At 69.3% G+C, this 22,714-nt stretch carries 20 protein-coding genes; 11 read left to right on the top strand and 9 right to left on the bottom strand.

All coding sequences use genetic code 11. From position 1 onward, the window contains the following. Positions 1 to 6: 6 nt before the first annotated feature. Positions 7 to 1,188 (bottom strand): acyl-CoA dehydrogenase family protein, encoded by a 1,182-nt coding sequence (locus RPX00_RS43410; protein WP_406634631.1) that lies wholly within the window; start codon positions 1,186 to 1,188, stop codon positions 7 to 9. A gap of 2 nt (positions 1,189 to 1,190) precedes the next feature. Continuing rightward, positions 1,191 to 2,252 carry an acyl-CoA dehydrogenase family protein gene (locus RPX00_RS43405; protein ID WP_406634629.1) on the bottom strand — a complete coding sequence of 354 codons (1,062 nt, stop codon included), beginning with the start codon at positions 2,250 to 2,252 and terminating at the stop codon, positions 1,191 to 1,193. 220 nt (positions 2,253 to 2,472) lie between these two features. On the opposite strand from RPX00_RS43405, the gene RPX00_RS43400 reads away from it, so the two are divergent. From RPX00_RS43400 to RPX00_RS43375, 6 genes are all read left to right on the top strand, one after another. After that, the gene (locus RPX00_RS43400; protein ID WP_406634627.1) at positions 2,473 to 3,657 is read left to right on the top strand and encodes a thiolase family protein; all 1,185 of its coding nucleotides are present in this window, start codon (positions 2,473 to 2,475) and stop codon (positions 3,655 to 3,657) included. Then, complete coding sequence (locus RPX00_RS43395; RefSeq protein WP_406634626.1) at positions 3,654 to 4,073, top strand: Zn-ribbon domain-containing OB-fold protein; 420 nt, start codon at positions 3,654 to 3,656, stop codon at positions 4,071 to 4,073. Before RPX00_RS43400 ends, RPX00_RS43395 begins: the two co-directional genes overlap by 4 nt. After that, positions 4,063 to 4,857 (top strand): crotonase/enoyl-CoA hydratase family protein, encoded by a 795-nt coding sequence (locus RPX00_RS43390; protein ID WP_406634624.1) that lies wholly within the window; start codon positions 4,063 to 4,065, stop codon positions 4,855 to 4,857. Before RPX00_RS43395 ends, RPX00_RS43390 begins: the two co-directional genes overlap by 11 nt. A gap of 82 nt (positions 4,858 to 4,939) precedes the next feature. After that, a complete protein-coding gene (locus RPX00_RS43385; RefSeq protein ID WP_406634622.1) occupies positions 4,940 to 7,591 on the top strand; it encodes an ABC transporter permease in 2,652 nt (883 codons plus the stop codon). Beyond that, positions 7,578 to 8,240: an ABC transporter ATP-binding protein gene (locus RPX00_RS43380; RefSeq protein WP_406634620.1), complete on the top strand. Its 663-nt coding sequence runs from the start codon at positions 7,578 to 7,580 to the stop codon at positions 8,238 to 8,240. The genes RPX00_RS43385 and RPX00_RS43380 overlap by 14 nt, the downstream gene beginning before the upstream one ends. Further along, on the top strand, positions 8,237 to 8,857 hold the full coding sequence (locus RPX00_RS43375; protein WP_406634618.1) for an ABC transporter ATP-binding protein: 621 nt from the start codon (positions 8,237 to 8,239) through the stop codon (positions 8,855 to 8,857). The genes RPX00_RS43380 and RPX00_RS43375 overlap by 4 nt, the downstream gene beginning before the upstream one ends. A gap of 1 nt (position 8,858) precedes the next feature. Here RPX00_RS43375 and catC read toward each other — a convergent pair whose 3' ends face one another. From catC to RPX00_RS43355, 4 genes are read right to left on the bottom strand one after another with little or no spacing between them, the layout of a single operon-like run. Continuing rightward, positions 8,859 to 9,137 (bottom strand): muconolactone Delta-isomerase, encoded by a 279-nt coding sequence (gene catC, locus RPX00_RS43370; RefSeq protein WP_406634616.1) that lies wholly within the window; start codon positions 9,135 to 9,137, stop codon positions 8,859 to 8,861. A 15-nt stretch (positions 9,138 to 9,152) separates the two neighbouring features. After that, positions 9,153 to 9,998 carry a catechol 1,2-dioxygenase gene (catA, locus tag RPX00_RS43365; RefSeq protein WP_406634614.1) on the bottom strand — a complete coding sequence of 282 codons (846 nt, stop codon included), beginning with the start codon at positions 9,996 to 9,998 and terminating at the stop codon, positions 9,153 to 9,155. A 32-nt stretch (positions 9,999 to 10,030) separates the two neighbouring features. Then, a complete protein-coding gene (locus RPX00_RS43360) occupies positions 10,031 to 11,134 on the bottom strand; it encodes a mandelate racemase/muconate lactonizing enzyme family protein (RefSeq protein ID WP_406634612.1) in 1,104 nt (367 codons plus the stop codon). After that, positions 11,131 to 12,039, bottom strand: coding sequence for a LysR substrate-binding domain-containing protein (locus RPX00_RS43355; protein ID WP_378299088.1), 909 nt, complete (start codon positions 12,037 to 12,039; stop codon positions 11,131 to 11,133). The genes RPX00_RS43360 and RPX00_RS43355 overlap by 4 nt, the downstream gene beginning before the upstream one ends. A 223-nt stretch (positions 12,040 to 12,262) precedes the next feature. Here RPX00_RS43355 and benA point away from each other — a divergent pair, with 223 nt between their 5' ends. Genes benA through RPX00_RS43335 form a run of 4 tightly spaced genes read left to right on the top strand, consistent with a single transcriptional unit; the run spans position 12,263 to position 19,280 of the window. Then, a complete protein-coding gene (gene benA, locus RPX00_RS43350; RefSeq protein ID WP_406634610.1) occupies positions 12,263 to 13,633 on the top strand; it encodes a benzoate 1,2-dioxygenase large subunit in 1,371 nt (456 codons plus the stop codon). Beyond that, complete coding sequence (gene benB / locus RPX00_RS43345) at positions 13,630 to 14,139, top strand: benzoate 1,2-dioxygenase small subunit (protein WP_406634608.1); 510 nt, start codon at positions 13,630 to 13,632, stop codon at positions 14,137 to 14,139. Before benA ends, benB begins: the two co-directional genes overlap by 4 nt. A gap of 12 nt (positions 14,140 to 14,151) precedes the next feature. Then, positions 14,152 to 16,623: a benzoate 1,2-dioxygenase electron transfer component BenC gene (gene benC, locus RPX00_RS43340; RefSeq protein ID WP_406634606.1), complete on the top strand. Its 2,472-nt coding sequence runs from the start codon at positions 14,152 to 14,154 to the stop codon at positions 16,621 to 16,623. Between the two features lie 29 nt (positions 16,624 to 16,652). Then, on the top strand, positions 16,653 to 19,280 hold the full coding sequence (locus RPX00_RS43335) for a LuxR C-terminal-related transcriptional regulator (RefSeq protein WP_406634604.1): 2,628 nt from the start codon (positions 16,653 to 16,655) through the stop codon (positions 19,278 to 19,280). A gap of 248 nt (positions 19,281 to 19,528) precedes the next feature. Here the strand turns inward: RPX00_RS43335 and RPX00_RS43330 are convergent, their stop codons facing one another. Beyond that, positions 19,529 to 20,440, bottom strand: a complete 912-nt coding sequence (locus tag RPX00_RS43330; RefSeq protein ID WP_406634602.1) for a DUF5829 family protein — start codon at positions 20,438 to 20,440, stop codon at positions 19,529 to 19,531. A 211-nt stretch (positions 20,441 to 20,651) separates the two neighbouring features. Between RPX00_RS43330 and RPX00_RS43325 the strand changes: the two genes are divergently transcribed. Further along, positions 20,652 to 21,482, top strand: coding sequence for a GH25 family lysozyme (locus RPX00_RS43325; RefSeq protein WP_406634600.1), 831 nt, complete (start codon positions 20,652 to 20,654; stop codon positions 21,480 to 21,482). Here the strand turns inward: RPX00_RS43325 and RPX00_RS43320 are convergent. Then, positions 21,439 to 22,089 carry a DUF3159 domain-containing protein gene (locus RPX00_RS43320; protein ID WP_406634598.1) on the bottom strand — a complete coding sequence of 217 codons (651 nt, stop codon included), beginning with the start codon at positions 22,087 to 22,089 and terminating at the stop codon, positions 21,439 to 21,441. The genes RPX00_RS43325 and RPX00_RS43320 overlap by 44 nt on opposite strands. Continuing rightward, entirely contained in the window at positions 22,086 to 22,697 is a 612-nt protein-coding gene (locus tag RPX00_RS43315) for a TetR/AcrR family transcriptional regulator (protein ID WP_406634596.1), read from the bottom strand. The genes RPX00_RS43320 and RPX00_RS43315 overlap by 4 nt, the downstream gene beginning before the upstream one ends. Between the last annotated feature and the right edge of the window lie 17 nt (positions 22,698 to 22,714).

Below are 22,714 nucleotides of genomic sequence, written 5' to 3'. Positions count from 1 at the left end.
CGAAGCTCAGCTGCGGCGGACGGCGCGGAACGGGAGGTCGCGGTCGATCTCGGGTTCCTTGGGCAGGCCGAGGACGCGTTCGGCGATGATCGTGCGCTGGATCTGGTCGGTGCCGCCGCCGATCGAGGTGAAGAACGCGTTGAGCGCCAGGAAGTTCACGTCGTCGGCGACCGGGTTCTCGTCCCCGGCGAGCAGGGTTTCCGGACCGGCGATCGCGGTGCGCAGGCGGCCTTCGGCGTGCAGGATGCCGGACATCGCGAGCTTGCCCAGCGACATCACCGAACTCGACGTGCCTTGTTCGGCGGCGGCCTTGGCCCGGGCGTTGTTGAGCGCGTTCAGTTCACGCAGCGCCAGGACGGTGGCCAGGCTGTCCCGGATGACCGGGTCGGCGATCCGGTCGCGTTCCCGGGCCAGCCCGACGAGGTCGTCGGCGATCGACCCGTGCCGCGACGCCCGCGCGCCGTCGCCCATGATCGAGCGTTCGTAGGCCAGCGCGGTCTGCAGCACGCGCCATCCCTTGCCCTCCTCGCCGACCAGGTAGTCCGCCGGGATTTCGACGTCGGTCAGGAAAACCTCGTTGAAGTGCGCTTCGCCGGTGATCTGCACGAGCGGACGGATGTCGACGCCGGGCTGGTGCATCGGCACGACGAAGTAGCTGAGGCCCTTGTGCTTCGGGACATCCCAGTCGGTGCGGGCGATCAGCAATGCGTAGTCCGCGGTTTTCGCGCCGGACGTCCAGACTTTCTGGCCGTTGACGATCCAGCGGTCGCCGTCGCGGACCGCGGTGGTGCGGACGGCCGCGAGGTCCGAGCCCGCGCCGGGTTCGCTGTAGAACAGGCAGGTCCGGGAGCGTTCGGTGAGGACGTCGTGCAGCAGGTCGTTCTTGAGCTTCTCGGTGCCGAACGCGAGGATGGTGTTGGCCGGGATGCTGTATTTGTCCTGCCGGGCACCGGGTGCGCCCGCGGCGTCGAACTCGGCCGCGATGACGTCGGCCAGTTCGGCCGGGTAGGCGCGGCCGGACCGTTCGACCGGCCAGGTCGGCACCGCGTATCCGGCGGCGACGACTTTTTCCAGCCAGGCACTGCGTTCCGGGGTGCTGCTCCAGCGGTCCTCGGCCGGCGGGAGGCCGGTCCATTCCGCGGCGAGCCACGCGCGGACTTCTTCGCGGAGCTGGTCGGCGCTGATCATGGTCAAGCTCCCTTCGAGACGAGGTAGCGCTCCCGGTGCAGCCGCGAGCCGCCGAACAGCTGTGCGCCGGAGCGGGCGCGGCGCAGGTACAGGTGCGCAGGGTGTTCCCAGGTGAAGCCGATCCCGCCGTGCATCTGGATCGCGGACAGGGCAACGGTTTCGTACGCTTCTGCGCACGCGAACCCGGCGAGCGCGATCGCACCGGGACCGCCGTCGGCCGCGGCGTGGCGGGCGGCCGACGTCGCGGATTCGACGTCCAGCAGCCGATCGGCGGCGAGGTGTTTCATCGCCTGGAAACTGCCGATCGCGCGGCCGAACTGGACACGGGTTTTCAGGTATTCGACGGTTGTTTCGAAGATCTGCCGGGCACCGCCCGCTTGTTCTCCGGCGAGCGCGATTACGCTGAGGTCCAAGGCTTTCTGCACGGCTTCCCAGCCCGCGGTGCCGAGTTGCCGGGCCGGGGTGTCCGCGAAGGTGAATTGGGACAGCCGCACAGTCGGGTCGAATACCGACAGCGGGGTGCGAGCGAAGCCGGATGCGTCGGGTGCGACTTCGAAGATGCCGATGCCGTCGCCGGTGCGAGCGACGACGAGAATGATGTCGGCGAGCTGGCCGAAGGTCACATAGGACACGGTCCCGGTGAGGGTTCCGTTTGCTTCTACCGCAATGCTTTCGGGCGTCCAGGTGCTGCTGATGGCGACGGTGCCGATCGAGGACCCGTCGGCGAGCGCGGGCAGCAGACGGCGTTTGTCCTCTTCGGACCCGGCGGCGTCGATGAGGGTCGAGGTCAGCACGGCGCTGGACAGGAAGGGCGACGGCAGCAGCGCCGCCCCGATTTCCTCGGCCACGGCTTCGAGTTCTTCCGCGCCCAGTCCCACGCCGCCGTATTCCGTCGCGATCAGCAGGCCGGGCAATCCCAGTTCGGCCAGTTGTTTCCACAGTTGCGGGTCGTAACCGGACTCTGTCGCCATTACGCGGCGCACGTCTGATTCGGTGCAGCGGTCCGCGAGCAGGTCGCGCACCGCCTCCCGCAGCTGTTCGGTTTCCGCGGCGCTGATCGCCATCGCCGGACCGCCTTTCCCGTCGTCGGGTCCCGATTCCCATGCTGGGTCCGGAAAACCGCGATGTACATCACGGATTCCGACACCGGCAGGTTTCCCGGAGGGACATCCGCGCACGTGTCGCGGGCGCTCATCTGCCGGTGTCCCGACCGGTCGTTTACGCGGCGTCAGCGGGATGCGAGCGTGGAGGTGCGACCACCGGTCGGGAACGGAGTGCGACGAGATGACGAGCAGGCGGGAGACCCCGGCGCGCCGGAGGGCGGCAATCGCCGGTCTCGGGCTCACTGAGCTGGGCAAAGTGTACGGTCCGAGCGCGCGGCAGTTCGCCGCGCAAGCGGTCCGGCGGGCGGCTGACGACGCCGGGATCGGGCTGTCCGACATCGACGGGCTGCTGGTGTCCGCCGGAACGACACCCGGGGTGGACCTGAGCCTCCAAGTCGACTTAGGGCTACGGGACCTGCGGCTGCTCACCCAAATGCAGGCGTTCGGCTCGACGGCGGGCGCGATGGTGCAGTACGCCGCGATGGCCGTCGAAGCGGGCATGGCCGACACCGTCGCCTGCGTGTTCGCGGACGCGCCGCTGCGGCAGGGCAACGCGACCGGCGCGGCCTACGGCGGCCGACGCACGACCCCGACCGGGTGGGGCAGCCTGCTGGGCTCCAGCGGTTTCGCCGGTCCCAACTCGTTCTACGCGCTCGCCGCGCGACGGCACATGAAGACCTACGGCACCACGAGCGAGCAACTCGGCGCGATCGCGGTCGCGCAGCGCGCGTGGGCGGCGAAGAACCCGTTGGCGCAGCTGCGTGATCCGATCACCCTGGCCGACCATCAAGCGTCGCGGTTCATCGCGGAGCCGTTCCACCTGCTGGACTGCTGTCTGGTGTCGAACGGCGGCGCCGCGGTGATCGTGACGTCCGCGGAACGCGCTGCTTCTCTGGCGCAGCCAGCGGTTCAGGTGCTCGGCTGGGGCCAGGCGCACCCAGGTAATTCCTTCCGCCGCAACGACAATCTCGGTCTGGTGAGCGGTGCGGCGCAGTCCGGTCCGGCCGCGATGGAGATGGCCGGAGTGACCATCGAGGACATCGACGTCGCCGAGATCTACGACTGCTACACCTTCACCGCGCTGCTGACCCTGGAGGACTACGGGTTCTGCGGCAAGGGCGAGGGCGGCGAATTCGTCGCGACGCCGGGCATGCTCGGCCCGGACGGCAAGCTCGCGGTGAACACCGGCGGCGGCCAGCTGTCGTCGTACTACCTGTGGGGCATGACTCCGCTGTCCGAGGCGATCATCCAGGCCCGCGGGCACGGCGGCGAACGGCAGGTGCCGAAACACGACACCGTGCTGGTTTCCGGCAACGGCGGCATTCTGGACCACCACAGCACGCTCGTGCTGGGGACGGAGGGATGACAGTGCGGATCAACCCAGTCGCCCGCGACGAGGAGTCCGCCGAGTTCTTCGACGGCACCGCGCTCGGCGAGTTCCGGCTGCTGCGGCGGCGTAGCACCGGCGAGTACCTGGACCCGCGCACGGTCCCGGACCCCGGTGACGATCTGGAGTGGACGCCCGCCGCCGGAACCGGCACGGTGGTGTCGTGGTCGGTGGTGCACAAGCGGGCGCGCGACGGCGGCGAGCCGGAACGCGTGGTCGTCGGCATCGTGGAGCTGACCGAGGGACCGTGGTGGTGGTGCCGGCTCGACGCCGACCCGGACGCGGACCTCTGGCAGTTGCCGGTGCGGGCAGTCTTCGTGCCCTCCGGTCCTGAACCTGACCACGAGAAGGTGCCGGTCTTCGCGCCGGCGGAGGAGGACGGTCATGCCCGCTGACGCCCCGGCCGCGCTCGTCGAACAGCGCGGACACGTCCTGGTGATCACGCTCAACCGGCCGCACGCGATGAACGCGGTCAACGCCGAACTGAGCGAACTGGTCGGCACCGCACTGGAACGGGCCGAGCAGGATCCGGAAACCCGCGTCGTCGTGCTGACCGGCGCGGGGGAGCGGGCGTTCTGCGCCGGAGCCGATCTGAAAGCCGTGTCGCGGGGCGAATCGCTCGCCGCGCCGGGCCATGAGGAATGGGGCTTCGCCGGGTACGTGCGGCATCCGATTTCGAAGCCGACGATCGCCGCGGTGAACGGATTCGCTCTCGGCGGCGGTACGGAACTCGCGCTGGCCAGCGACCTGGTGGTGGCGGCCGAATCCGCGAAATTCGGCCTGCCCGAGGTGAAACGCGGCCTCTTCGCGGCGGCGGGCGGGGTGTTTCGGCTGCCGAGGCAGATTCCGCAGAAGATCGCGATGGAGATGATGTTCACCGGCGAACCGCTGGACGCGGCCCGCGCGGCGACGTTGGGACTGGTGAATCACGTGGTCGCGGATGCCGATGTGCTCGCTGAGGCGGTGGCGCTGGCGGAGAAGATCGCGACTAACGCACCGTTGGCGGTGCAGGCGAGCAAGCGTGTCGCACTGGGCATTGTGGACGGTGCGATCGCGGCTGAGGACGGTGCGTGGGACAACACCCGGGAGAATGCTGTCGGGGTGATGACGAGCGAGGACGTGCGGGAGGGGACGTTGGCGTTCGTGGAGAAGCGCTCGCCGGTTTGGCAGGCGAAGTAAGCGTTCTGTACTCGGGAAAACGCGCTCTGTCGCATCGGATGAGGGCTCCCCACTGGCTCCGGGATCGTGGCAGACTCGCTGGATGCGAGGGTGGGGGGCGAAGCCGTGGACGCGCGCGCCGAGAACGGGGTGGCGGCAACCGGCGCTCGTAGTGGCTGCCATCGCGGCGGCGGTGCTCGTCGCGCTGCCCGCGGCGGCGGTGGCGTTGTTTCTGTCTTCAGCTGGCAACGCGACGCTGCACGACCAGATGAACCGGGCGTGTCAGTGGGCGGTCGGTGCCGAATGGATGGGCGGGCTGCCGATGTCGCAGCCGGACCCGGGGGCCGCGGGGCCGTCGGGGAAGGCGCTTGACGACGCGCGGCTGGCGTTCGCCCGTGATGCGGCTAAGGACGTGCCGCGGCTGTCTGGCGTGCGGTCGACGCTTTACAGCACCGCGAAGGTCGACCCGGTCCGGCCGGGTTCGCCGAATCCGGAGCAGTCCGCTATGTGGCTTGTCCACCAGGACGATTTCGCGGCGAACCTGCAGGTCCTGGAGGGCGGCAAGGGGCAGGGGATCTGGGTGTCGAGCCAGTTCGCGCGGGCGCGCGGGCTGCACGCGGGCGACCAGGTGGTGGTCCAGGGCGGCTGGGGTCCGAGGACGGGAGTGCCGCCGGGGGCTCCGGTCGCGACGATGCCGGTCGCGGCGGTGTACCGGGATCTGCGCGAGGTGCCTGACCAGCCGTTCTGGTGTCATCTGCAGTCGTTGTACCGGCCGAATCCGCTGAGCGAGGCTCCGGTTTTCCCGGTTGCGTTCCTGTCGCGGGACGCGTTGTTCGGCCTCACCCCGGCCGACTCGAGCGTCGGCAGCACCCTCGAGGCCTCGGTCAACCGGACCGGGCTGACCACCGCTGAAGCGCCCGCCACCATCGCCGGGCTGGAGCGGGTGCGGGAGCGCACCGAGAACGAACCCGACTTGTTCGCGCAGCGCGGCCGGATGCAGTTCACGTCCTCGCTGGGCGGCATCGCGGACCGCGCGGATCAGGTCGAATCCTCGCTCGCCGCGACGGTCGTGCCGATCGGCGTTGCCGGGTCGCTGACCGGGCTGGTCATTTCGGTGACGGTCGGGTCGTTCTGGGTCGAACGGCGCCGGGCCGAGCTGGCGGTGTTGTCCGCACGCGGGGCCGGGCCGGGTGCGCTGGCCGGGAAAGCGTTGCTGGAGCTGGGTTCCATCGCGTTGCTCGGCGCCGCCGGCGGCTGGTTCGCCGCACGCGGGCTGGTCAGCGCGCTGGGGCCGAGTCCGCTGGTGACATCGTCGGCGCTCGGGTACTCGATCGGCGGCGCGGCGGTCGCGTTCCTGGTGACGCTCGCCGGGATCGCCGGTTCGGTCATCCTTCGCACGCGGGCGATGTTCGACGCGCGCACGTCGCGGATCCGGCATCTGCCATGGGAAATCCTCCCGCTGGTCGCCGCGGTGGTCTGCTACTTCACGCTCGGCGACGGCACGCAGACCGGGCTCGGCCAGGCCGGCTCGGTCGCGCGGATCCCGCCGCGGCTGATCGTCGTGCCGTTGCTGCTGGTGCTGGGGCTGGCGATGCTGGCGACCCGGGTCGTGCGGCTGACGTTGCCCCGGGTGCGTGCGGTGCGCAGAGAACGGGCGGTCGCGTTTCTGGCCTGGCGACGGCTGGCTTCGGCACCCGCCGCGGCCGCCGTGCTGGTCGGGGCGACCGCGGTGCCGGTGGCGCTTTCCCTCTTCGCCACCACGGTCACCGGCTCCGTCCAGCGCACGCTCGACGACGAAGGCCAGCTCGTGGTCGGCTCGGACGTCGTGGTCCATCTGAGCGGCCCCGCCGCGATTCCGCCCGGCCTGACCGGGCAAGCCGCGCTGGTGGATCGCTACGACTCGGCGTACCTGGGCAGCAAAACGGTGAACGTGCTCGGCGTCGACCCGGCGACGTTCGGCTCGGCCGCGTTCTGGGACGACGACCTCAGCGGGCCGGCTCTGCCGGAGCTGCTGGACGAGCTGTCCGGCGACACCCCGGTCGGCGTCATCGCCGGAGTGCCGGACGCGCCCGAGCAGGCGACGCTGAGCATCAGCGGCAAGGACCTGCCGCTGCGGGTCGTCACCGTGGCGCAGCTGCCCGGGAAGAGCGCCGGGTTCCCGGAATTGCTGCTGCGCCGGGACATTCTCGCCAAGTTCGCCGGGGACAGCGTGCACCGCGAACTGTGGGCGCGCGGCGATCCGGCGCAGGTGCTGCCGGAACTGGGCAAAGCCGGGGTTCCGGCTGGGACAGTCAGTCGCGCGACCGACGTCAGCGCGCACGGCGTGTACGGCGGAGTTACTTACACCTTCGCGTTTTTGACCGCAGTGTCCGCTTTGGTCGGCGTGGTCGTCCTAATTGGACTCTTGCTGTACCTCAACGCTCGGGCGCGCGCCCGGCGCGGGGCGTATGTCCTTTTGCGACGGATGGGCATCAGCTCCGGTGCGCATTGGCGGGCGCTCGCGTACGAAGTCGGCGGACTGCTGGCGGCGGGATTCGCTGTGGGCGTCGGGTTCGCGGCGATCGCGGTCTCGGTGACGTACCCGGGCTACGACCTCGATCCGGCGACTCCGCCGGGCACGGTGATTCCCGTGCCGTGGGGGCCGGGCGGGCAGCTGCTGCTCGCCGCGGTGGCCGTCGCGCTTGTCGTTACCTATGCGGCCCAGCGCGCGGCGGCGCGGGCATTGCCTTCGGAGGTGCTGCGTGACACCGCTTGATGCTGTTCGGGGAACTGAGCTGACGCACAGTTATCGCACCGCCGGTCGTTCGCTGACCGCGTTGCACGAGGTGTCGATCGCCGCCGCTCGTGGCCGGATTACCGCGCTGGTCGGGCCTTCCGGGTCTGGCAAGTCGACTCTGCTGCGGTTGCTGGCTTGCCTGGAACGGCCGGACGAGGGCCGGGTCGAGGTCGGCGGCACGGACGTCACCGCGCTGTCCGCGCGGGCGCGCCGGGCCGTGCGGCGGCGGAGGATCGGTTACGTGTTCCAGAATCCGGTCGACAATCTGCTGGATTACCTGACGGTGCAAGAACATCTGGAGCTGGCGGCGAAAATGCGCGGATCCGGGTTTTCCTTGTCCCTGCTCGACCGGCTCGGCCTGGAGCACCGCCGCGGGCACCGTCCGCGCCAGCTCTCCGGCGGCGAACAGCAGCGAACCGCGCTCGCTTTCGCGGCGGTCGGCGAACCGGACGCGGTGCTGGCCGACGAACCGACGGCGCAACTGGATCGCTCCTCGGCGCGGTTGGTGGCGGAGGCTTTCCGTGCGCTGGCGGAGGCGGGCCAGACAGTCGTGGTCGCGACGCACGACCCGGTGCTGGCGGAGGCGGCGGACGACGTGGTGGAACTCGTGGACGGGAGGGTCCGGTGAGCGCGCTGCTCAGCCTGTCCGACGTGAGCCGATCGCACGGCGGGATGCCGGTGCTGCGGCACACGAGCCTGGACCTCGTGGCGGGCGAACTGGTCGCGCTGACCGGTCCGTCCGGCTCGGGCAAGAGCACGCTGCTGATGATCGCGGGCGGCTGGGACGCGCCGGACAGCGGGACGGTCACCGCGCATCCGCCGATGCCGGACGTGCCGGTGCCGGACCAGCCGTGGCATGCGCTGGCGTTCGTGCCGCAGTCGATCGCGCTGTTCGAGGAGCTGACGGTCGCGGACAACCTCGCGTTCGCCGCGCGGACCGCGGTGGAGCCGCCGGATCAATTGAAGCTGCTGGAAACCTTGGACCTGGCGAAGCTCGCGGACCGGCTGCCGAGCGAGGTCTCGCGCGGGGAACAGCAACGGGGCGCGGTGGCGCGGGCGTTGGCGGCGGGGCCGCTGGTCCTGTTGGCGGACGAGCCGACGTCGCATCAGGACCGGGCGCATGCGGAGATGGTGCTGACGGCGTTGCGCCGGGCGGCGGACCGTGGGACGGCGGTGCTGGTCGCGTCCCACGATCCGCTGCTGGCCGAGCATGCGGACCGGGTGGTGGCGGTCGGCGGGGAGTGAGTCAGTCCACTTTGGACGGATGCCGCGCGAGGGCGGTCACCTGGATGTCCATGTACGGGAACAGCGGCAGGTTCGACAGGATCTGGTGCAGTTCGTCGTGGTCGGCGACGTCCAGTACCGAGTAGTTGGCGTACTCGCCCGCGATCCGCCAGATGTGCGGCCATTTCCCGCTGCGCTGCAGCTGCTGGCTGTACTCCTTCTCGCGCGCGATCAGGGCGTCGCGGACGGCCGGGTCGAGGTCCGCGGGCAGGCGGACGTCCATCCGTACGTGGTAAAGCATGGGTCTCCTGCCGAATCAGAGGGCCGGGTCGAGGACGAAGTTGTACTCGATGGTCTCGCCGTTTTCCGCGGGCCGCGGGTCGAGCAGCAGTTCCGGCTTCACCGCGGACGCGATGTCGTCGTCGTTGTGCTCGTCGCCGGGGAAATACAGCTGCGCGGTGAGCAGTTCGTGCCCCGGCGCGGACACCTTGACGTGCAGGTGCGCCGGACGCCAGGCGTGCCAGCCCGCCGCCGCGATCAGTTTGCCGCAGGCGCCGTCGGTCGGAATCTGGTACGGCGCGGGGCGCACGGTGTGGATTTCGAAGCGGCCCTCGTCGTCGGTGGTGAAGGTGCCGCGCAGGTTCCACTCCGGGATGCCCGGGGCGAACTGCGAGTACAGCCCGTCCGCGTCCGCGTGCCACAGTTCGACCTTCGCGCCGCCCAGTGCCGCGCCGGTCGTCGAGGTGACCTGGCCGGTCCAGACGAGCGGGGTGCCCGGCTCGTTCTCCCGCGACGGGACCGAACCACGCGCGCCCTGCTCGGGGGCGTCCGGCACGTAGTAGGGGCCTTCGATGGTGCCCTTGTTGCCCTTGCGGTGCTCGGTGGCGACGTCCTCGACCACGTGCTCGACCCAGACGTCCAGGAACAGCGGCCATTCGCCGTCCTCGCCGACGCTGATCAGCCACGATTTGAGCGCGTTGTACTCCTCGTAGGTCACCTTGTGCTTGCGGATCGTCGCGTGCACGGCCTCCAGCACCTCGCGGGCGAGCAGGCTGACCCGCTCCTTCGGGGTGCCCGCGACGCCGGCGAGCTTGTCGCTCTTGAACCGTTCGGTGGCGTTGGCTCCGGACGCGGCGGCGGTGGGGGAATGCGTGGCAGTCATGAATCCTCCTTGATCCATCGGGGGTTTCCGGCTCAGCGGTCCTGCCGGTAGTGCCGGAGCTTGCCGGGGTCGAGTTCGGCGCCGAGGCCGGCGCCGGGGCGGATGACCAGTTCGCCGTCCGCGATGCGCAGCGGTTCGGCGAGCAGGTCGTCGGTCATGTCGAGGAAGTTGGACAGTTCGCCGGGACGGCGCGACGTCAGCTCGTACGACGCTCCGAACGCGACAGTGCACAGTGAACCGATCTGGCCGTCGATCTGGTTGCCCATCACCACTTCCAGTCCGAGACCGTCCGCGAGATGGTGTGTGCGCTGCGAACGCGTGAAGCCGGTGCGGGCGGTTTTGATGCTGATCGCGGTGGCCGATCCGGCGAGGATCTCGCGGGTCACGTCGGCCGGGGTCACCGCGGATTCGTCGGCGATGAACGGAATGTCCAAACGCGACACCAGCCAGCGGCGGCCGAGTACGTCGTCGGCGGGGCACAGTTCCTCGGCGAACAGCAGGTCGAGGTCGGCCATTTCCCGCATGGCGCGGGCGGATTCGGCGGCGGTCCAGCCCCGGTTGCCGTCCACGTACAGGTCGACCTCGGCGCCGAACCGTTCCCGCAAGGCGCGAACCACCGCGGTGTCCAGGGAAACCGGACGGCGGCCGACCTTCACCTTGAACGTGGTGATGCCGTAGCTGTCGCGAATCCGCTCCGCTTCGGCGACCATCGCGGCCGGCTCGTCGAAGCCGAGCATGTGCGAAACCTTCATGCGGTCGGTGTAGCCGCCGAGCAGTTCGGTGACCGAGACGTCGAGGCTTTGCCCGAGCGCGTCCCAGATCGCCATGTCCAAAGCGGACTTCGCGGCCGGGTTGCCGACGGTGCGGGAAAGCCTCGCGTGCACCGTCTCGCGTTCGAGCAGGCTCAGGCCCACGACCTGCGGCGCGAACACGGTCTCCAGCACGGCCACGATTCCGGCTTGGGTCTCGCCGTAGGTGAACGGCCGCGGCGGTGCCTCGGCGACCCCGACGATGCCGTCGTCGGTGTGCACGCGGACCAGCACGTGCTCAGCGGTGTGCACCTCGCCGGAGGCGAAACGCAGCGGTTTTCGGTAGGGGATGGCGAACGGGATCGCCTCCACCCGGATGATCTTCATCGTGTCCTCCCTGACACGGGCACTTCGACGGGGAACAGCTCGCCGAGCGCGTCGAGCACGGCCGGGACCAGTGCAGAGGCCCGGTCGCGGTGCCAGGCGAGCGCGAGCTGGACAGTGGCGGCGCCGGCGAGGTCGCGGAACACGACCCCGGCCAGCGGCAGCGCCCGCGCGGACGCGGGGACGACGCCGACGCCGAGACCGCCGGCGACTAGCGCGAGCAGCACCGCGGTACCGGCCGCTTCGTGCTCGCGTTGCGGGGTGAATCCGGCGTCGCGGCAGCTGCGCAGGACAGCTTCGTTGACGACGGAGTAGCTGGCTGGATAGGTGACGAAAGCTTCCGCGCGCAGGTCGGTCATCGACACCACGGGTTCGACCGCCAGCCGGTGATCGGCCGGGACGGCGAGCACCAGCGGTTCGGTTTCGATGACGTGCAGGTCGAGGTCGCCGCCGGTGACCGGCGGACGCAGCACGCCGATGTCGAGCGTGCCGGTGCGCAGCCGTTCGCACTGCTCGCCGGTGAGCAGATCGGCGTGCACCTCCAGTTCGACCTCGGGCAGCCGGTGCTGCAGCGCGCGGGCGACCTGCGGCAGATGCGACAGCGCGGCGGTGCCGGTGAAGCCGATCCGGGCCAGGCCGCGCCGTCCGTCGGCGATCCGCCGGGCTCCGCGCGCGCCCGCCTCGACGGCGTCCAGGATCCGCTGGGCCTCGGCGAGGAAGAACCGGCCAGCCGGGGTGACCTGCACCTGCCGGGTCGTGCGGCTGAGCAGCGCGACGCCCAGCTCGTCCTCCAGCTGCCGGATCGCGTGCGACAGCGCGGGCTGGGCGAGGTGCAGGCGTTCGGCGGCGCGGCCGAAGTGACAGGTCTCGGCGACGGCGGCGAAGTACCGCAGGTGGCGCAGTTCCATCGGGCTGCCTCCTCACCGGCTCCGCGTCCCGCTCACCGTAAGTTCCGGCATTGAGTGAAGACAAGGAGCGGATTTCGCTCGATTGATAAACGGCATCGATCAATCACACCCTAGGTCAGGACTGGGTCTTGCCCTGGGGTGACCGCGGCCACGGGGTGGCACAGTGCGGGGAACGCCCTGCTGGGAGCCGATCAGTGCAGATCAGAGGCCCGTTGGAGGAGTCATGACCGACATGCTGGACCACGCCGCTTCGCTAGTCGCGGACGCGGTGGTGGAGGACCCGGAGGCGGGCGTCTACCGCGCGAACCGCCGGATCTTCACCGACGAGGAGATCTTCGAACTCGAGATGAAGCACATCTTCGAGGGCAACTGGATCTACCTCGCGCACGAGAGCCAGCTGCCGAACCCCGGCGACTACTTCACCACCACGATCGGCCGCCAGCCCGTCGTGCTCACCCGGGACAAAGCCGGCGAGCTGCACTGCCTGATCAACGCCTGCGCGCACCGCGGCGCGATGATCTGCCGCCGCAAACGCGACAACCGGCCGACGCTGACCTGCCCGTTCCACGGCTGGACCTTCCGCAACGACGGCAAGCTGCTGAAGGTCAAGGACCCGGACGGCGCGGGCTACCCGGAGTCGTTCGACACCGGCGGCTCGCACGACCTGACGAAAGTCGCCCGGTTCGAGTCTTACCGCGGGTTCCTGTTCGGCAGTCTCAATCCGGACGTGCTGCCGCTGACCGAGCATCTCGGCGACGCCACGAAGGTGATCGACATGCTCGTGGACCAGTCGCCGGACGGGCTCGAGGTGCTGCGCGGTGCATCCACGTATACCTACGACGGCAACTGGAAGGTGCAGGCGGAGAACGGCGCGGACGGCTACCACGTCACCGCTACGCACTGGAATTACGCGGCCACCACGGCCCGGCGCAACACCGGCGAATCGGCCAATGACACCAAGACCCTCGACGCCGGCTCGTGGGGCAAATCCGGCGGCGGCTACTGGTCGTTCCCGCACGGGCATTTGTGCCTGTGGACCTGGGCGGGCAACCCGCAGGACCGGCCGCTGTGGCCGCGGATGGCGGAGCTGAAGGAGAAGTACGGCGACGCCAAGGGCGAGTTCATGGTGCGCGGGTCCCGGAATCTGTGCGTGTATCCCAATGTGTACCTGATGGACCAGTTCTCGACGCAGATCCGGCATTTCCGGCCGATCGCGCCGGACAAGACCGAGGTCACCATTTACTGCATCGCGCCGAAGGGCGAAAGCGCCGAGTCCCGGGCCTGGCGGATCCGGCAGTACGAGGATTTCTTCAACGCCTCCGGCATGGCGACGCCGGACGATCTGGAGGAATTCCGGTCCTGTCAGCTCACTTTCCGCGCCACCGCCGCGCCGTGGAACGACATGAGCCGCGGCGCGCGGCATTGGCTCACCGGGCCGGACGAGGTCGCTTCGTCGCTCGGGCTCGACGGGGTTGTTTCGGCCGGGCAGAAGAACGAGGACGAGGGTCTTTACCCGGTCCAGCACGGGTATTGGCAGGAAACCCTGCGCGCGGCGATCGCCCGTGAGCAGGCCGTTCGAGGAGAAGCCCGATGACCGCCGCTGCCGAGAAGACCATCACCCAGCACGACGTCGAGCAGTTCCTCTATCGCGAGGCGCGGTATCTGGACGACCGCGAGTTCGAGAAATGGCTGGAATGCTACGCCGACGACGTCGTGTACTGGATGCCGTCCTGGGGCGACGACGATCTGCTCACCGAGGATCCGCAGCGCGACATTTCGCTGATCTACTATCCGAACAAGGGCGGGCTTGAGGACCGGGTGTTCCGGATCCGCACCGAACGGTCGAGTGCGACGTCCATCCCGGAACCGCGGACCAGCCACAACATCTCGAACGTGGAGTTGATCGAACGGCACGGGGATCTCGTGGACGTACGGTTCAACTGGCACACGATGTACTTCCGGTACCACACGGTCGACCCGTATTACGGGACCTCGTTCTACACGATCGACTTCTCGGGTCAGTCGCCGCTGATCCGGCGGAAGACCGTGGTGCTCAAGAACGATTACATCCACCACGTCGTCGACGTGTACCACTTCTGAGCGGAGGCGGTCATGAACCACCGGATCGCTCTGTCCTTTGAGGACGGTGTCACCCGCTTCGTCACCTGTGCGGCGGATCAGACCGTGGCGGACGCGTCGTATCGGCAGCGGATCAACATTCCGCTCGATTGCCGCGACGGTGCGTGCGGGACGTGCAAAGCGTTCTGCGAATCGGGGGAGTACGAGGGCGGTTCCTATCTCGAAGACGCGCTGAGTGCGGACGAGGCGGAGCGCGGGTATGTGCTGCCGTGCAGTATGAAGCCGAAGTCCGATCTGGTGTTGCAGATCGCGAGCACGTCGGCGGTGGCGAAGACGCAGGCTGCCGAGTATCGCGGCACTCTTGTTGCCCTGGAACGGCTTTCGCCGACGACGATGTCATTGACGGTCGAGATCCAGGATCGAGACCGGCTGGCGTTTCTGCCCGGGCAGTACGTGAACATCACGGTGCCCGGCACCGAGGAGACGCGGTCGTACTCGTTCAGCAATGCTCCGGACGACGAGCAGCTGACGTTTCTGGTGAAGCTCACGCCCGGCGGGGTCATGTCGGATTACCTGACTGGGCGGGCGAAATCCGGCGACGAGCTGACGTTCACCGGTCCGCACGGGAGCTTCTTCCTGCGCGAGACGGACCGGCCGGTGCTGTTGCTGGCCGGAGGCACCGGGCTCGCGCCGATTCTGTCGATCGTGCGCACGATGCGGGATTCGGGCGTGAGCCGGCCCGCGCATCTGGTGTACGGCGTGAGCACCGACGACGATCTCGTGGAAACTGACACGCTGGAGAAGCTCGCGGGCGAGGTTCCCGGGCTGACCTGGGATTACTGCGTTTCGGATCCGGGGAGTGCCGCGCCGAACAAAGGCTACGTGACCACGCTGATCCGGGACCAGCACCTGCACGGCGGGGATGTCGCGGTCTATCTGTGCGGTCCGCCGCCGATGGTCGAGGCGGTGCGGGGGCACTTCTCGTCGGCCGGGTTCGAGCCGACCGGGTTCTACTACGAGAAGTTCGCCCTCGCGATGCCGGTTCGGGAGCCGGAGATCCCGGTGCTGCCGGAGCCTGAACCGGAGCTGGAATTCCTCGCGGGCCGTGCGCTGGCCGGGCAGGAGCTGTTTCCGACGGTCGAATTGGCCCCGTTGCGGGCCGGGACGGCGCTGTCGGCGGCCGAAGAAGCGCGGGTCGCGCGCACGATCGCTGGGCAGGAAATGCTGCCTGCGCCGGAGGAAACGCCGGGCGAGTACGAGATCGGCGAGGAACATCCGTCGGTCCACGAATCGGACGCGGTTTTCGAGGCCCGCCAAGCCCTTGAGCTGGGCGCGCTCGAACTGACCATCGGGCGGCTGACCTCGGGCCAGCTTGCCGGATACCGGCTGCTGGCCGAGTCGACAGTGCCCTATGTGGACGGTGACCGGTTCCTGGATGCCGCCGCCTACACCGAAACCAACGCGGCGTTCCACGACTACCTGTTCACCCTCACCGGCAACGAGCATCTGCTGCAGGCGTATCAGGCGCTCGGCGTGAAGGGGCACATGGCCGAAACGCTGCGTAACGCGACCTGGTGCCATCCGCGCTGTACGCAGGACCACCTGGACCTGGTCGCCGCGTTCGAGTCCGGGGACCGGGCGGCCGCGCGCAGGCTGGTGGCCGAGCACGCGGAACGGTCGAAAGTCACCACCCGGCGGGCGATGGGCGGGGCCTCGGCCGGGCCGAAATTCCTGTCGCCGGGACGGTTCTCGGGCAAGGTCGTGGTGGTCACCGGCGCTGCGCAGGGGATCGGCGAGGCGACGGCCCGGCGGATCGCCGCGGAGGGCGGTTCGCTGGTGCTAGCCGACCGGTCCGGCCTGGTCAGCGGGCTGGCCGACGAGCTGCCCGAGGCCGCAGCGGTGGTCGCCGACCTGGAGACCTTCGCGGGCGCGCAGGCGGTCGCGGAGGCGGCGCTGGCCCGGTTCGGGCGGATCGACGTGCTGGTCAACAACGTCGGCGGCGCCCTGCGGTTCAAGCCGTTCACCGAGTTCGGCCCGGACGAGATCGAGGCCGAGGTCCGCCGGTCCCTGCTGACCACGCTGTTCTCCTGCCGGGCCGCGCTGCCGTCGATGGCGCAGCGGGGCGGCGGGGTGATCGTGAACGTGTCGTCGGCTGCCACCCGGGGCATCCACCGGATCCCATACTCGGCGGCGAAAGGCGGGATCAACGCGCTTACCGCCTCGCTGGCCTTCGAGTACGCTGACGCCGGGATCCGCGTGGTCGCGACCGCGCCGGGCGGCACCGAAGCCCCGCCGCGGCGGATCCCGCGCGGCGGCCCCGATCCGGCCACTGACCAGGAACGGGAGTGGTTCCAGGCGCACATCGACCAGACCGTCGGGTCGTCCTTGCTCAAGCGGTACGGCACCCTGGACGAGCAGGCCGCGGCGATCGCGTTCCTGGCCTCGGACGAGGCCTCGTACGTCACCGGCACCGTCCTGCCCGTCGCCGGGGGCGATCCCGGCTGACGGCGGCATTCGGCGAAGCGGAGAGGACCGTGACCGGACCGGCGGAGGAGCTGGCCAGCCTGCTGTCCCAGGCGGGACGCGCGGTGCTGCTGCGCGGGCCGTCCGGGTGCGGGCGCACCACGCTGGCCCGGCGGGCGGCCGAGGCGTTCCCCGGGCCGGTGCTCCGGGCGACCGCGGCCGAATGGGAGAGCGGCAGCGCGTTCGCCGTGCTGCACCAGCTGCTTCCGGGGTTGTCGGCTGAGGGCGGCCCGCTGCCGGTCGCGGAGCGGATCGCGGCGGAGCTGGTGCCGGGGACGTTGCTGGTGGTCGACGACGCGCAGCTGGCCGATGTGGACTCGGTGCGGACGCTGTCTTCGCTGCTGCGGCACCATCCGGCGGCACGGGCCACCGTGCTGCTCACCGCCGCGACAGGCGATTCGCGCGCTCGCGCGGACGTCCTGGAACTGCTCGCCCGGATGTCCGGCGACGAGGTCCGCGTGCCGCCGCTCGACGCCGCGCAAGTGTCCGAACTCGCTTCGGCGCAAGGGATCGCGCTGCATCCGACGATGGCCGAACGGTTGTGCCGGCACACGCTCGGCAGGCCGCGCTATGTCGTGCAGTTGCTGGCCGAGGTGCCCCGGGACACCTGGGCCGGGTTCGATCCGAATCTGCCCGCGCCGGCTTCGGTGGCAGCCTCGGTCCGGGAGCGGGTCGCGGCGCTTTCCCCTGCGGCGGAACGGTTTGTCGCGGCCGCCGCGGTGCTCGGGGCCGGTGCGGCGGTGCGGTCGGTGGCGTCGCTGGCCGATCTCGACGGCGATCCGCTGCCGGTGCTGGACGAGGCGTGCGCGACGCGGCTGGTCGAACTCGCACCGCGCGGGCTCGCCGAGGTGAGGCCGCCGGATCCGATGGTCCGCGCGGCCGTGCTCGCCGGGCTGGGGCCGCGGCGGCGGTCGAAGCTGCAGCGGCGGGCGGCGGAGCTGGTCGAGGATCCGGCACGGAGCCTGCGATTGCTGGTCGCGGCTAGCCCGGTGCCGGACGCGAGCGTCGCGGACCGGCTGGATGCGTTGGCTGTCGAGCGGGCTGGCGAGGGGGCGTGGGGGACGGCCGCGGTGCTGCTCAACGATGCCGGGCGGCTCACGTCGGAACCTGAGCTGCGGCAGGCTCGGATCACCCGGGCGGTCGATGCGTTGATCGGCGCTGGCGACGTGTTTCGGGCGGCTGCGCTCGCGCCGGAAGTCGAGAGTGTGCGCGAGACTCCGTTGCGGGACGCGGTGCTCGGCTATCTCGCGGTGGTGCGGGGGCGGGCCACGGAAGCTGGGGGACGGCTTAGCCGGGCTTGGGACATCGTCAATGCGTCGAGGGATCCGGAGACGGCCGCGTTGATTTGCCAGCGGTATGTGCTTGATGCGCTGTGCCGGTATTCCGCGGACGATCTTGTGCGGTGGGCGGATCGGGCTCTTGAATTGGCGGTTCCGGAGACACCGGCCGCGGTGGAGGCGGCGGCGATTCGCGGGCTGGGGCTGGCGGCTTCGGGGCGGGCTAAGCAGGCTCGGCGGGATTACACGCAGTTGTCCGAGCGGATCCGGCATGGTGCGCAGGCGCAGCGGGTGGTGATGGCGCGGGGGTGGCTGAATCTGCTCACGGATCGGATTGACGACGCCCGGGTCGATCTGGAAAGTGCGGTGCCGACTAGTTATCTCGGCGGGTCGGCGCGGATTTCTTTGTGGGCGCAGGCGTGGCTGGCGCGGACGTTGTTCCTGAGCGGGGAATGGGACGACGCGTTGCGAGTGGTTCGGGAAGCTCTCGTTTTGGTTGACCGGACGGGGATTGTGCTCACCGCGCCGTTGCTGCAGTGGACTTCGGCCGCGGTGCATGCGTTGCGAGGGGATCAGGGGAAGGCGGAGGAGGCGTTGCTGGCTTGTGCTTCGGGGCCGCAGGATTACGAGATCATGCGGCTTCCGGGACTGCTGGCGCGGGCACAGGTCGCGGAGGCGGCGGCTGATTCGGCGGGGGTGTTGCGGGCGTTGCATCCGCTGACCCGGTCTTCGTTGCCGTTGGCGGTGGATGAGCCTGGGCATTGGCCTTGGCAGGATTTATACGCGCATGCGCTGGTCCTTAGTGGACGGTCGGAGGAGGCGGATGCGTTTCTGATGCCGCATGAACGGGCGGCAGGGAAGCGGGAGCATGTTTCTTCGCGAGCCCGGCTAGCTGCTGCGCGGGGGCGGTTGCTGGGGGCGCGGAATGATCATGTGGGGGCGGTGGCGGCGTTTGATGCCGCGGTGGAGTTGATCGGGTCGTTGCCGTTGCGGTATGACCAGGCTCGGATCGCGTTCGCTTACGGGCAGACTTTGCGGAGGCTGGGGCGGCGGGCTCGGGCGGATACTCAGCTGGTGGCTGCGCGGGACGGGTTTGCTTCGTTGGGGGCGGTTACTTATGTGGCTCGGTGTGAGCGGGAATTGCGGGCTGGTGGGGTGCAGGTTGCTCGGGGTGGGGTGGATCTGCTGACGCCGCAGGAGGAGGCGGTGGCTCGGATGGTGGCTCGGGGGCAGTCCAATCGGGAGGTTGCGGCGGAGTTGTTTTTGTCGGTGAAGACTGTGCAGTATCACTTGACTCGGATTTATGCGAAGTTGGGGATTCGGTCTCGTACTGAGTTGGCTGTGTTGCGGTCTGGGGATTGATTGTTCTGTTTCGCTGGGGGCCTTGGTTGGCGTGGGGCACCCCGAAGCCCGATTGTGCTGACGGTCGGTGGGTGGTTGTCAAGGCGGGAAAGATGCCTTGACAACCACCCACCGACCGCAGGGAGGCTTCGTATCGGGGTGCGGGGGTGGGGCTGGGTGCCTCGATTGTGGGTGCATCGGTGGCGGGCTAGGGCCGTGAAGGACTCCTTGAGGGAATCTAGTTCCCTCAAGGAGTCCTTCACGGAAGGTTAGGTGCGTGGGGTGAAGGTCCAGTGGGCGTGGGGGCCTGGGCCTACTGTGAGGGTGGAGTGGCCTAGGTGTTCTACGTGGCGGGTTCCGGTGGGGTGGTTGAGGGCCAGGTCGAGTTGGCGTAGGCCGACCTCGTTGGCGGGGGCGGTTTCTAGGCGGATGGTGGTCTGGCCGTCGGTGGCGATGGCGCCGGTGGGGAGTTCATGCACGGTTAGGCCGCCTGCTCGTAGCAGGGGCAGGGTGTTGGCCAGGTCGCGTGCGGTGATGCCTAGGCGGACGCCGGTGACGTCGCGCATCAGGTGGGTGCGGTAGTCGTCGGGGAGGTAGCGGTTGCGGCTGATGTCGCCGGGGTATTGCGCGGGGCCGGTGTTGCTGCGTGGGTCGGCGAAGTACTCGGGGCGGTATTCCATGCCCCAGGCGCCGAAGGTGTCGTACTGGTCGGTGGTGAAGACTCCGTCGAACCACGGGATGGGCTTGCCGTCGCCGAAGTCGCGGGTTTGCTGGAATTCCAAGGGGTTCGCCCAGCCCGCATCGCGCAGGTGCTGGACCACTGTGGACAGCTGGCCGGTGTGTTCGACCGAGAGTCCCATGCCTGCTGAACCCAGGTCGGTGCCGGGGACGTCGCCGGTGCCGAAGAGTTCCAGGTAGGTTTCGCGGCCCATCAGGTAGCGACCGGTCCACTTCTCGCCGCCTGCGCCGGTGGTGGTGCGGACTTGGAAGTTGGCGAAGTCCTTGAGGTAGGGCGAATGTTCGATGGCGTCGGCGGTTTCGCGGTCAAAGACGCCGTAGGTGTGGTTGAAGTGCAGCAGGGTGGGTTCGCTGGCTTGTGCGGTGCCGGTGGCCGTCGCGGTCAGGGTGAGGAGTGCGGCCAGGAACTGGAGGATCGTCCGGGCTCTTCGACGTGTCGACATGGCGGAGGAGAGTAAGCGCCGCGCGGGCCGTTGGTGGGCGTTTTGGCGGGAGACGACCGCAACGGCCTACTGAGAATGTCTTTCTTGTTGTCCGGTCAGGTGGAAATTAGTTCACTTGGAGCAGTGACAGTGCATCACATTTAGTAACAGAATCAGGTCCTCGTGCCACCTGATCGGGTGGCACGTCGCGAGGGCACGCGAAAGGACTGTCATGACCACTCACCACTGGGGACCCGCCGGGAGGGCGCGACGGCGCTTGACCGCAGCGGTGTTCGCCGCGGCTGCCGCCCTGCTCGTGGCGACCGCGCCGAACGCTTCGGCCGCACCTGCCGGTACTTCGGCCGAAACTCCGGACAACCACCAGATGGGCGCCTCCATCCGGGCGCACGAACCGGGCGGCGCGGCGGTCGCGCCGGCGGCGGTCGAGGAGACCACGCCGGGCATCGACGTGAGCAGTTACCAGGGCGCGGTCGACTGGCAGTCCTATTGGAACCAGGGCAAGCGGTTCGCCTACGTCAAGGCGACCGAGGGCACCGGCTACCAGAATCCGGACTTCACCCAGCAGTACAACGGCTCGTACAACGTCGGCATGATCCGCGGCGCGTACCACTACGCCCGCCCGGACCTCTCCGGCGGCGCGGCGCAGGCCGACTACTTCGTCGCGCACGGCGGCGGCTGGTCGAAGGACGGCAAGACCCTGCCCGGCACGCTCGACATCGAATGGGGGCCCAACTCCGCCTGCTACGGGTTGAGCCAGTCCGCGATGGTGTCGTGGATCAAGGCGTTCAGCGACGAGTACCACGCGAAGACCTCGCGCTGGCCGGTGATCTACACGGCGACCAGCTGGTGGACCCAGTGCACCGGCAACCAGGGCGATTTCAGCTCGACCAACCCGCTGTGGGTGGCGGCGTACTCGTCGTCGCCGGGCGCGCTGCCGTACAACTGGGGGTTCTACACCTTCTGGCAGTACACCTCGACGCCGCTTGACCAGGACTACTTCAGCGCGGGCATCGACCGGCTGAAGGTGCTGGCCACCGGCTGAGCCGGGCTCGTCCGGGGGTCCGGTGCGGCCGGGCTTCCGGACGGGGGCGGGCCCAGGCGATGACCGCCAGCCCGGCCAGGGTGCCCGGCAGTCCGGTCGCGACTTTCGCCGCGACCAGCCAGGGGTTGGCCGGGTCGAGGCTGAGCAGTCCGGTCACGGCTGCCCGGAGGAGGAAGCCTGCGGCGAGGAGCGCGGTCGCGGGAATGAATCGGCGGCCCTCGGTCCTGCTGTGCCCGATCGCGGTCCAGACGACGCCGACGAGCGGCCGACGGATGACGATCGAGCCGGTCAGCACTAGTGCGGCCAGGAGGTACCAGACGAGGTCGGGCAGGAACAGTCCGCCGCTGGATCCGGTTTGCCAGGCGATGAATCCGGCGATGCCGACGCCGACCAGTCCGCCGAACGACGGGCCTTTCGGATCTCCGCGACGGATCCGGATCGCTGCGATGGTGGCGGCGATAACGGCTGCGGAGCCGACGGCGATTGCGGTGCCTGCGATGGCGTTGAGCGGGGCGAGGACTGCGGAGGGGATCGCGGAAAGCGCGATTCCGGCTGGGGTGTCGATGCGCGGCGGATTTGGTTTGCCGGCACGGAAACGCCGCTTCATTTCAGTGCTCCCGAGACTGATCGGGTCGCCCGGTCCGGGGCGTCGCCGTATCCGATTGCCAGGCGTACCAACAGATCCGCTAGTGCCGCTTGTCCCGCGGACTCTGGCAGGGCACCGCTGAGGACCATCGTCGCCAGGCCATGCTGCGTGCTCCATACCTGGGCCGCGCACATTTCCGTCTGGTCCGCCGTCACCCCGGGGAATCGGCCGGACTTCACCGCTGCCGCGAAGATCTCGTGCAGCCGCAGGAAACAGGCCTCGCCCGCGCGGTCGTCGTCCAGCGGGCGGTCGACGAACATCGCCCGGTACAGGTGCGGTTCGGCCATTCCGAACCGGAAGAACGCCGCTGCCGCATTGGCGAGGGCGGCTACCGGGTCCTCGGTGGGCGGGTCCAGCGTCGCTTCGAGGCGGCGGAAGCCTTCCAAGCGCACCTCTCGGCGCAGCTGTTCGACGCTGCCGAAGTAGGTGTACACTGCGGTCGTCGAAACACCCAGCTCACGGGCCAGCCGTCGCGTCGACAGAGCCGGGCCGCCTTCTTCGGCCAGCACTTGGGCGGCTGTCGACAGAAGGCTTTCGCGGAGTGCGGCGTCGCGCTGTCTCGGGCTCACCTTCCCGATAGTAAGAC

The organism is Amycolatopsis sp. WGS_07 (assembly GCF_045278895.1).
GTDB lineage: Bacteria > Actinomycetota > Actinomycetes > Mycobacteriales > Pseudonocardiaceae > Amycolatopsis.
Note: the sequence above shows the minus strand (reverse complement) of the source record. Positions and strands in the feature narration are given on the sequence as shown.

Coding starts and splice junctions, on each gene's coding strand:
- RPX00_RS43410 (WP_406634631.1), bottom strand. CDS start 1,188: ATGATCAGCGCCGACCAGCTCCGCGAAGAAGTCCGCGCGTGGCTCGCC.
- RPX00_RS43405 (WP_406634629.1), bottom strand. CDS start 2,252: ATGGCGATCAGCGCCGCGGAAACCGAACAGCTGCGGGAGGCGGTGCGC.
- RPX00_RS43400 (WP_406634627.1), top strand. CDS start 2,473: ATGACGAGCAGGCGGGAGACCCCGGCGCGCCGGAGGGCGGCAATCGCC.
- RPX00_RS43395 (WP_406634626.1), top strand. CDS start 3,654: ATGACAGTGCGGATCAACCCAGTCGCCCGCGACGAGGAGTCCGCCGAG.
- RPX00_RS43390 (WP_406634624.1), top strand. CDS start 4,063: ATGCCCGCTGACGCCCCGGCCGCGCTCGTCGAACAGCGCGGACACGTC.
- RPX00_RS43385 (WP_406634622.1), top strand. CDS start 4,940: ATGCGAGGGTGGGGGGCGAAGCCGTGGACGCGCGCGCCGAGAACGGGG.
- catC (WP_406634616.1), bottom strand. CDS start 9,137: ATGCTTTACCACGTACGGATGGACGTCCGCCTGCCCGCGGACCTCGAC.
- catA (WP_406634614.1), bottom strand. CDS start 9,998: ATGACTGCCACGCATTCCCCCACCGCCGCCGCGTCCGGAGCCAACGCC.
- RPX00_RS43360 (WP_406634612.1), bottom strand. CDS start 11,134: ATGAAGATCATCCGGGTGGAGGCGATCCCGTTCGCCATCCCCTACCGA.
- RPX00_RS43355 (WP_378299088.1), bottom strand. CDS start 12,039: ATGGAACTGCGCCACCTGCGGTACTTCGCCGCCGTCGCCGAGACCTGT.
- benA (WP_406634610.1), top strand. CDS start 12,263: ATGACCGACATGCTGGACCACGCCGCTTCGCTAGTCGCGGACGCGGTG.
- benB (WP_406634608.1), top strand. CDS start 13,630: ATGACCGCCGCTGCCGAGAAGACCATCACCCAGCACGACGTCGAGCAG.
- benC (WP_406634606.1), top strand. CDS start 14,152: ATGAACCACCGGATCGCTCTGTCCTTTGAGGACGGTGTCACCCGCTTC.
- RPX00_RS43330 (WP_406634602.1), bottom strand. CDS start 20,440: ATGTCGACACGTCGAAGAGCCCGGACGATCCTCCAGTTCCTGGCCGCA.
- RPX00_RS43325 (WP_406634600.1), top strand. CDS start 20,652: ATGACCACTCACCACTGGGGACCCGCCGGGAGGGCGCGACGGCGCTTG.
- RPX00_RS43320 (WP_406634598.1), bottom strand. CDS start 22,089: ATGAAGCGGCGTTTCCGTGCCGGCAAACCAAATCCGCCGCGCATCGAC.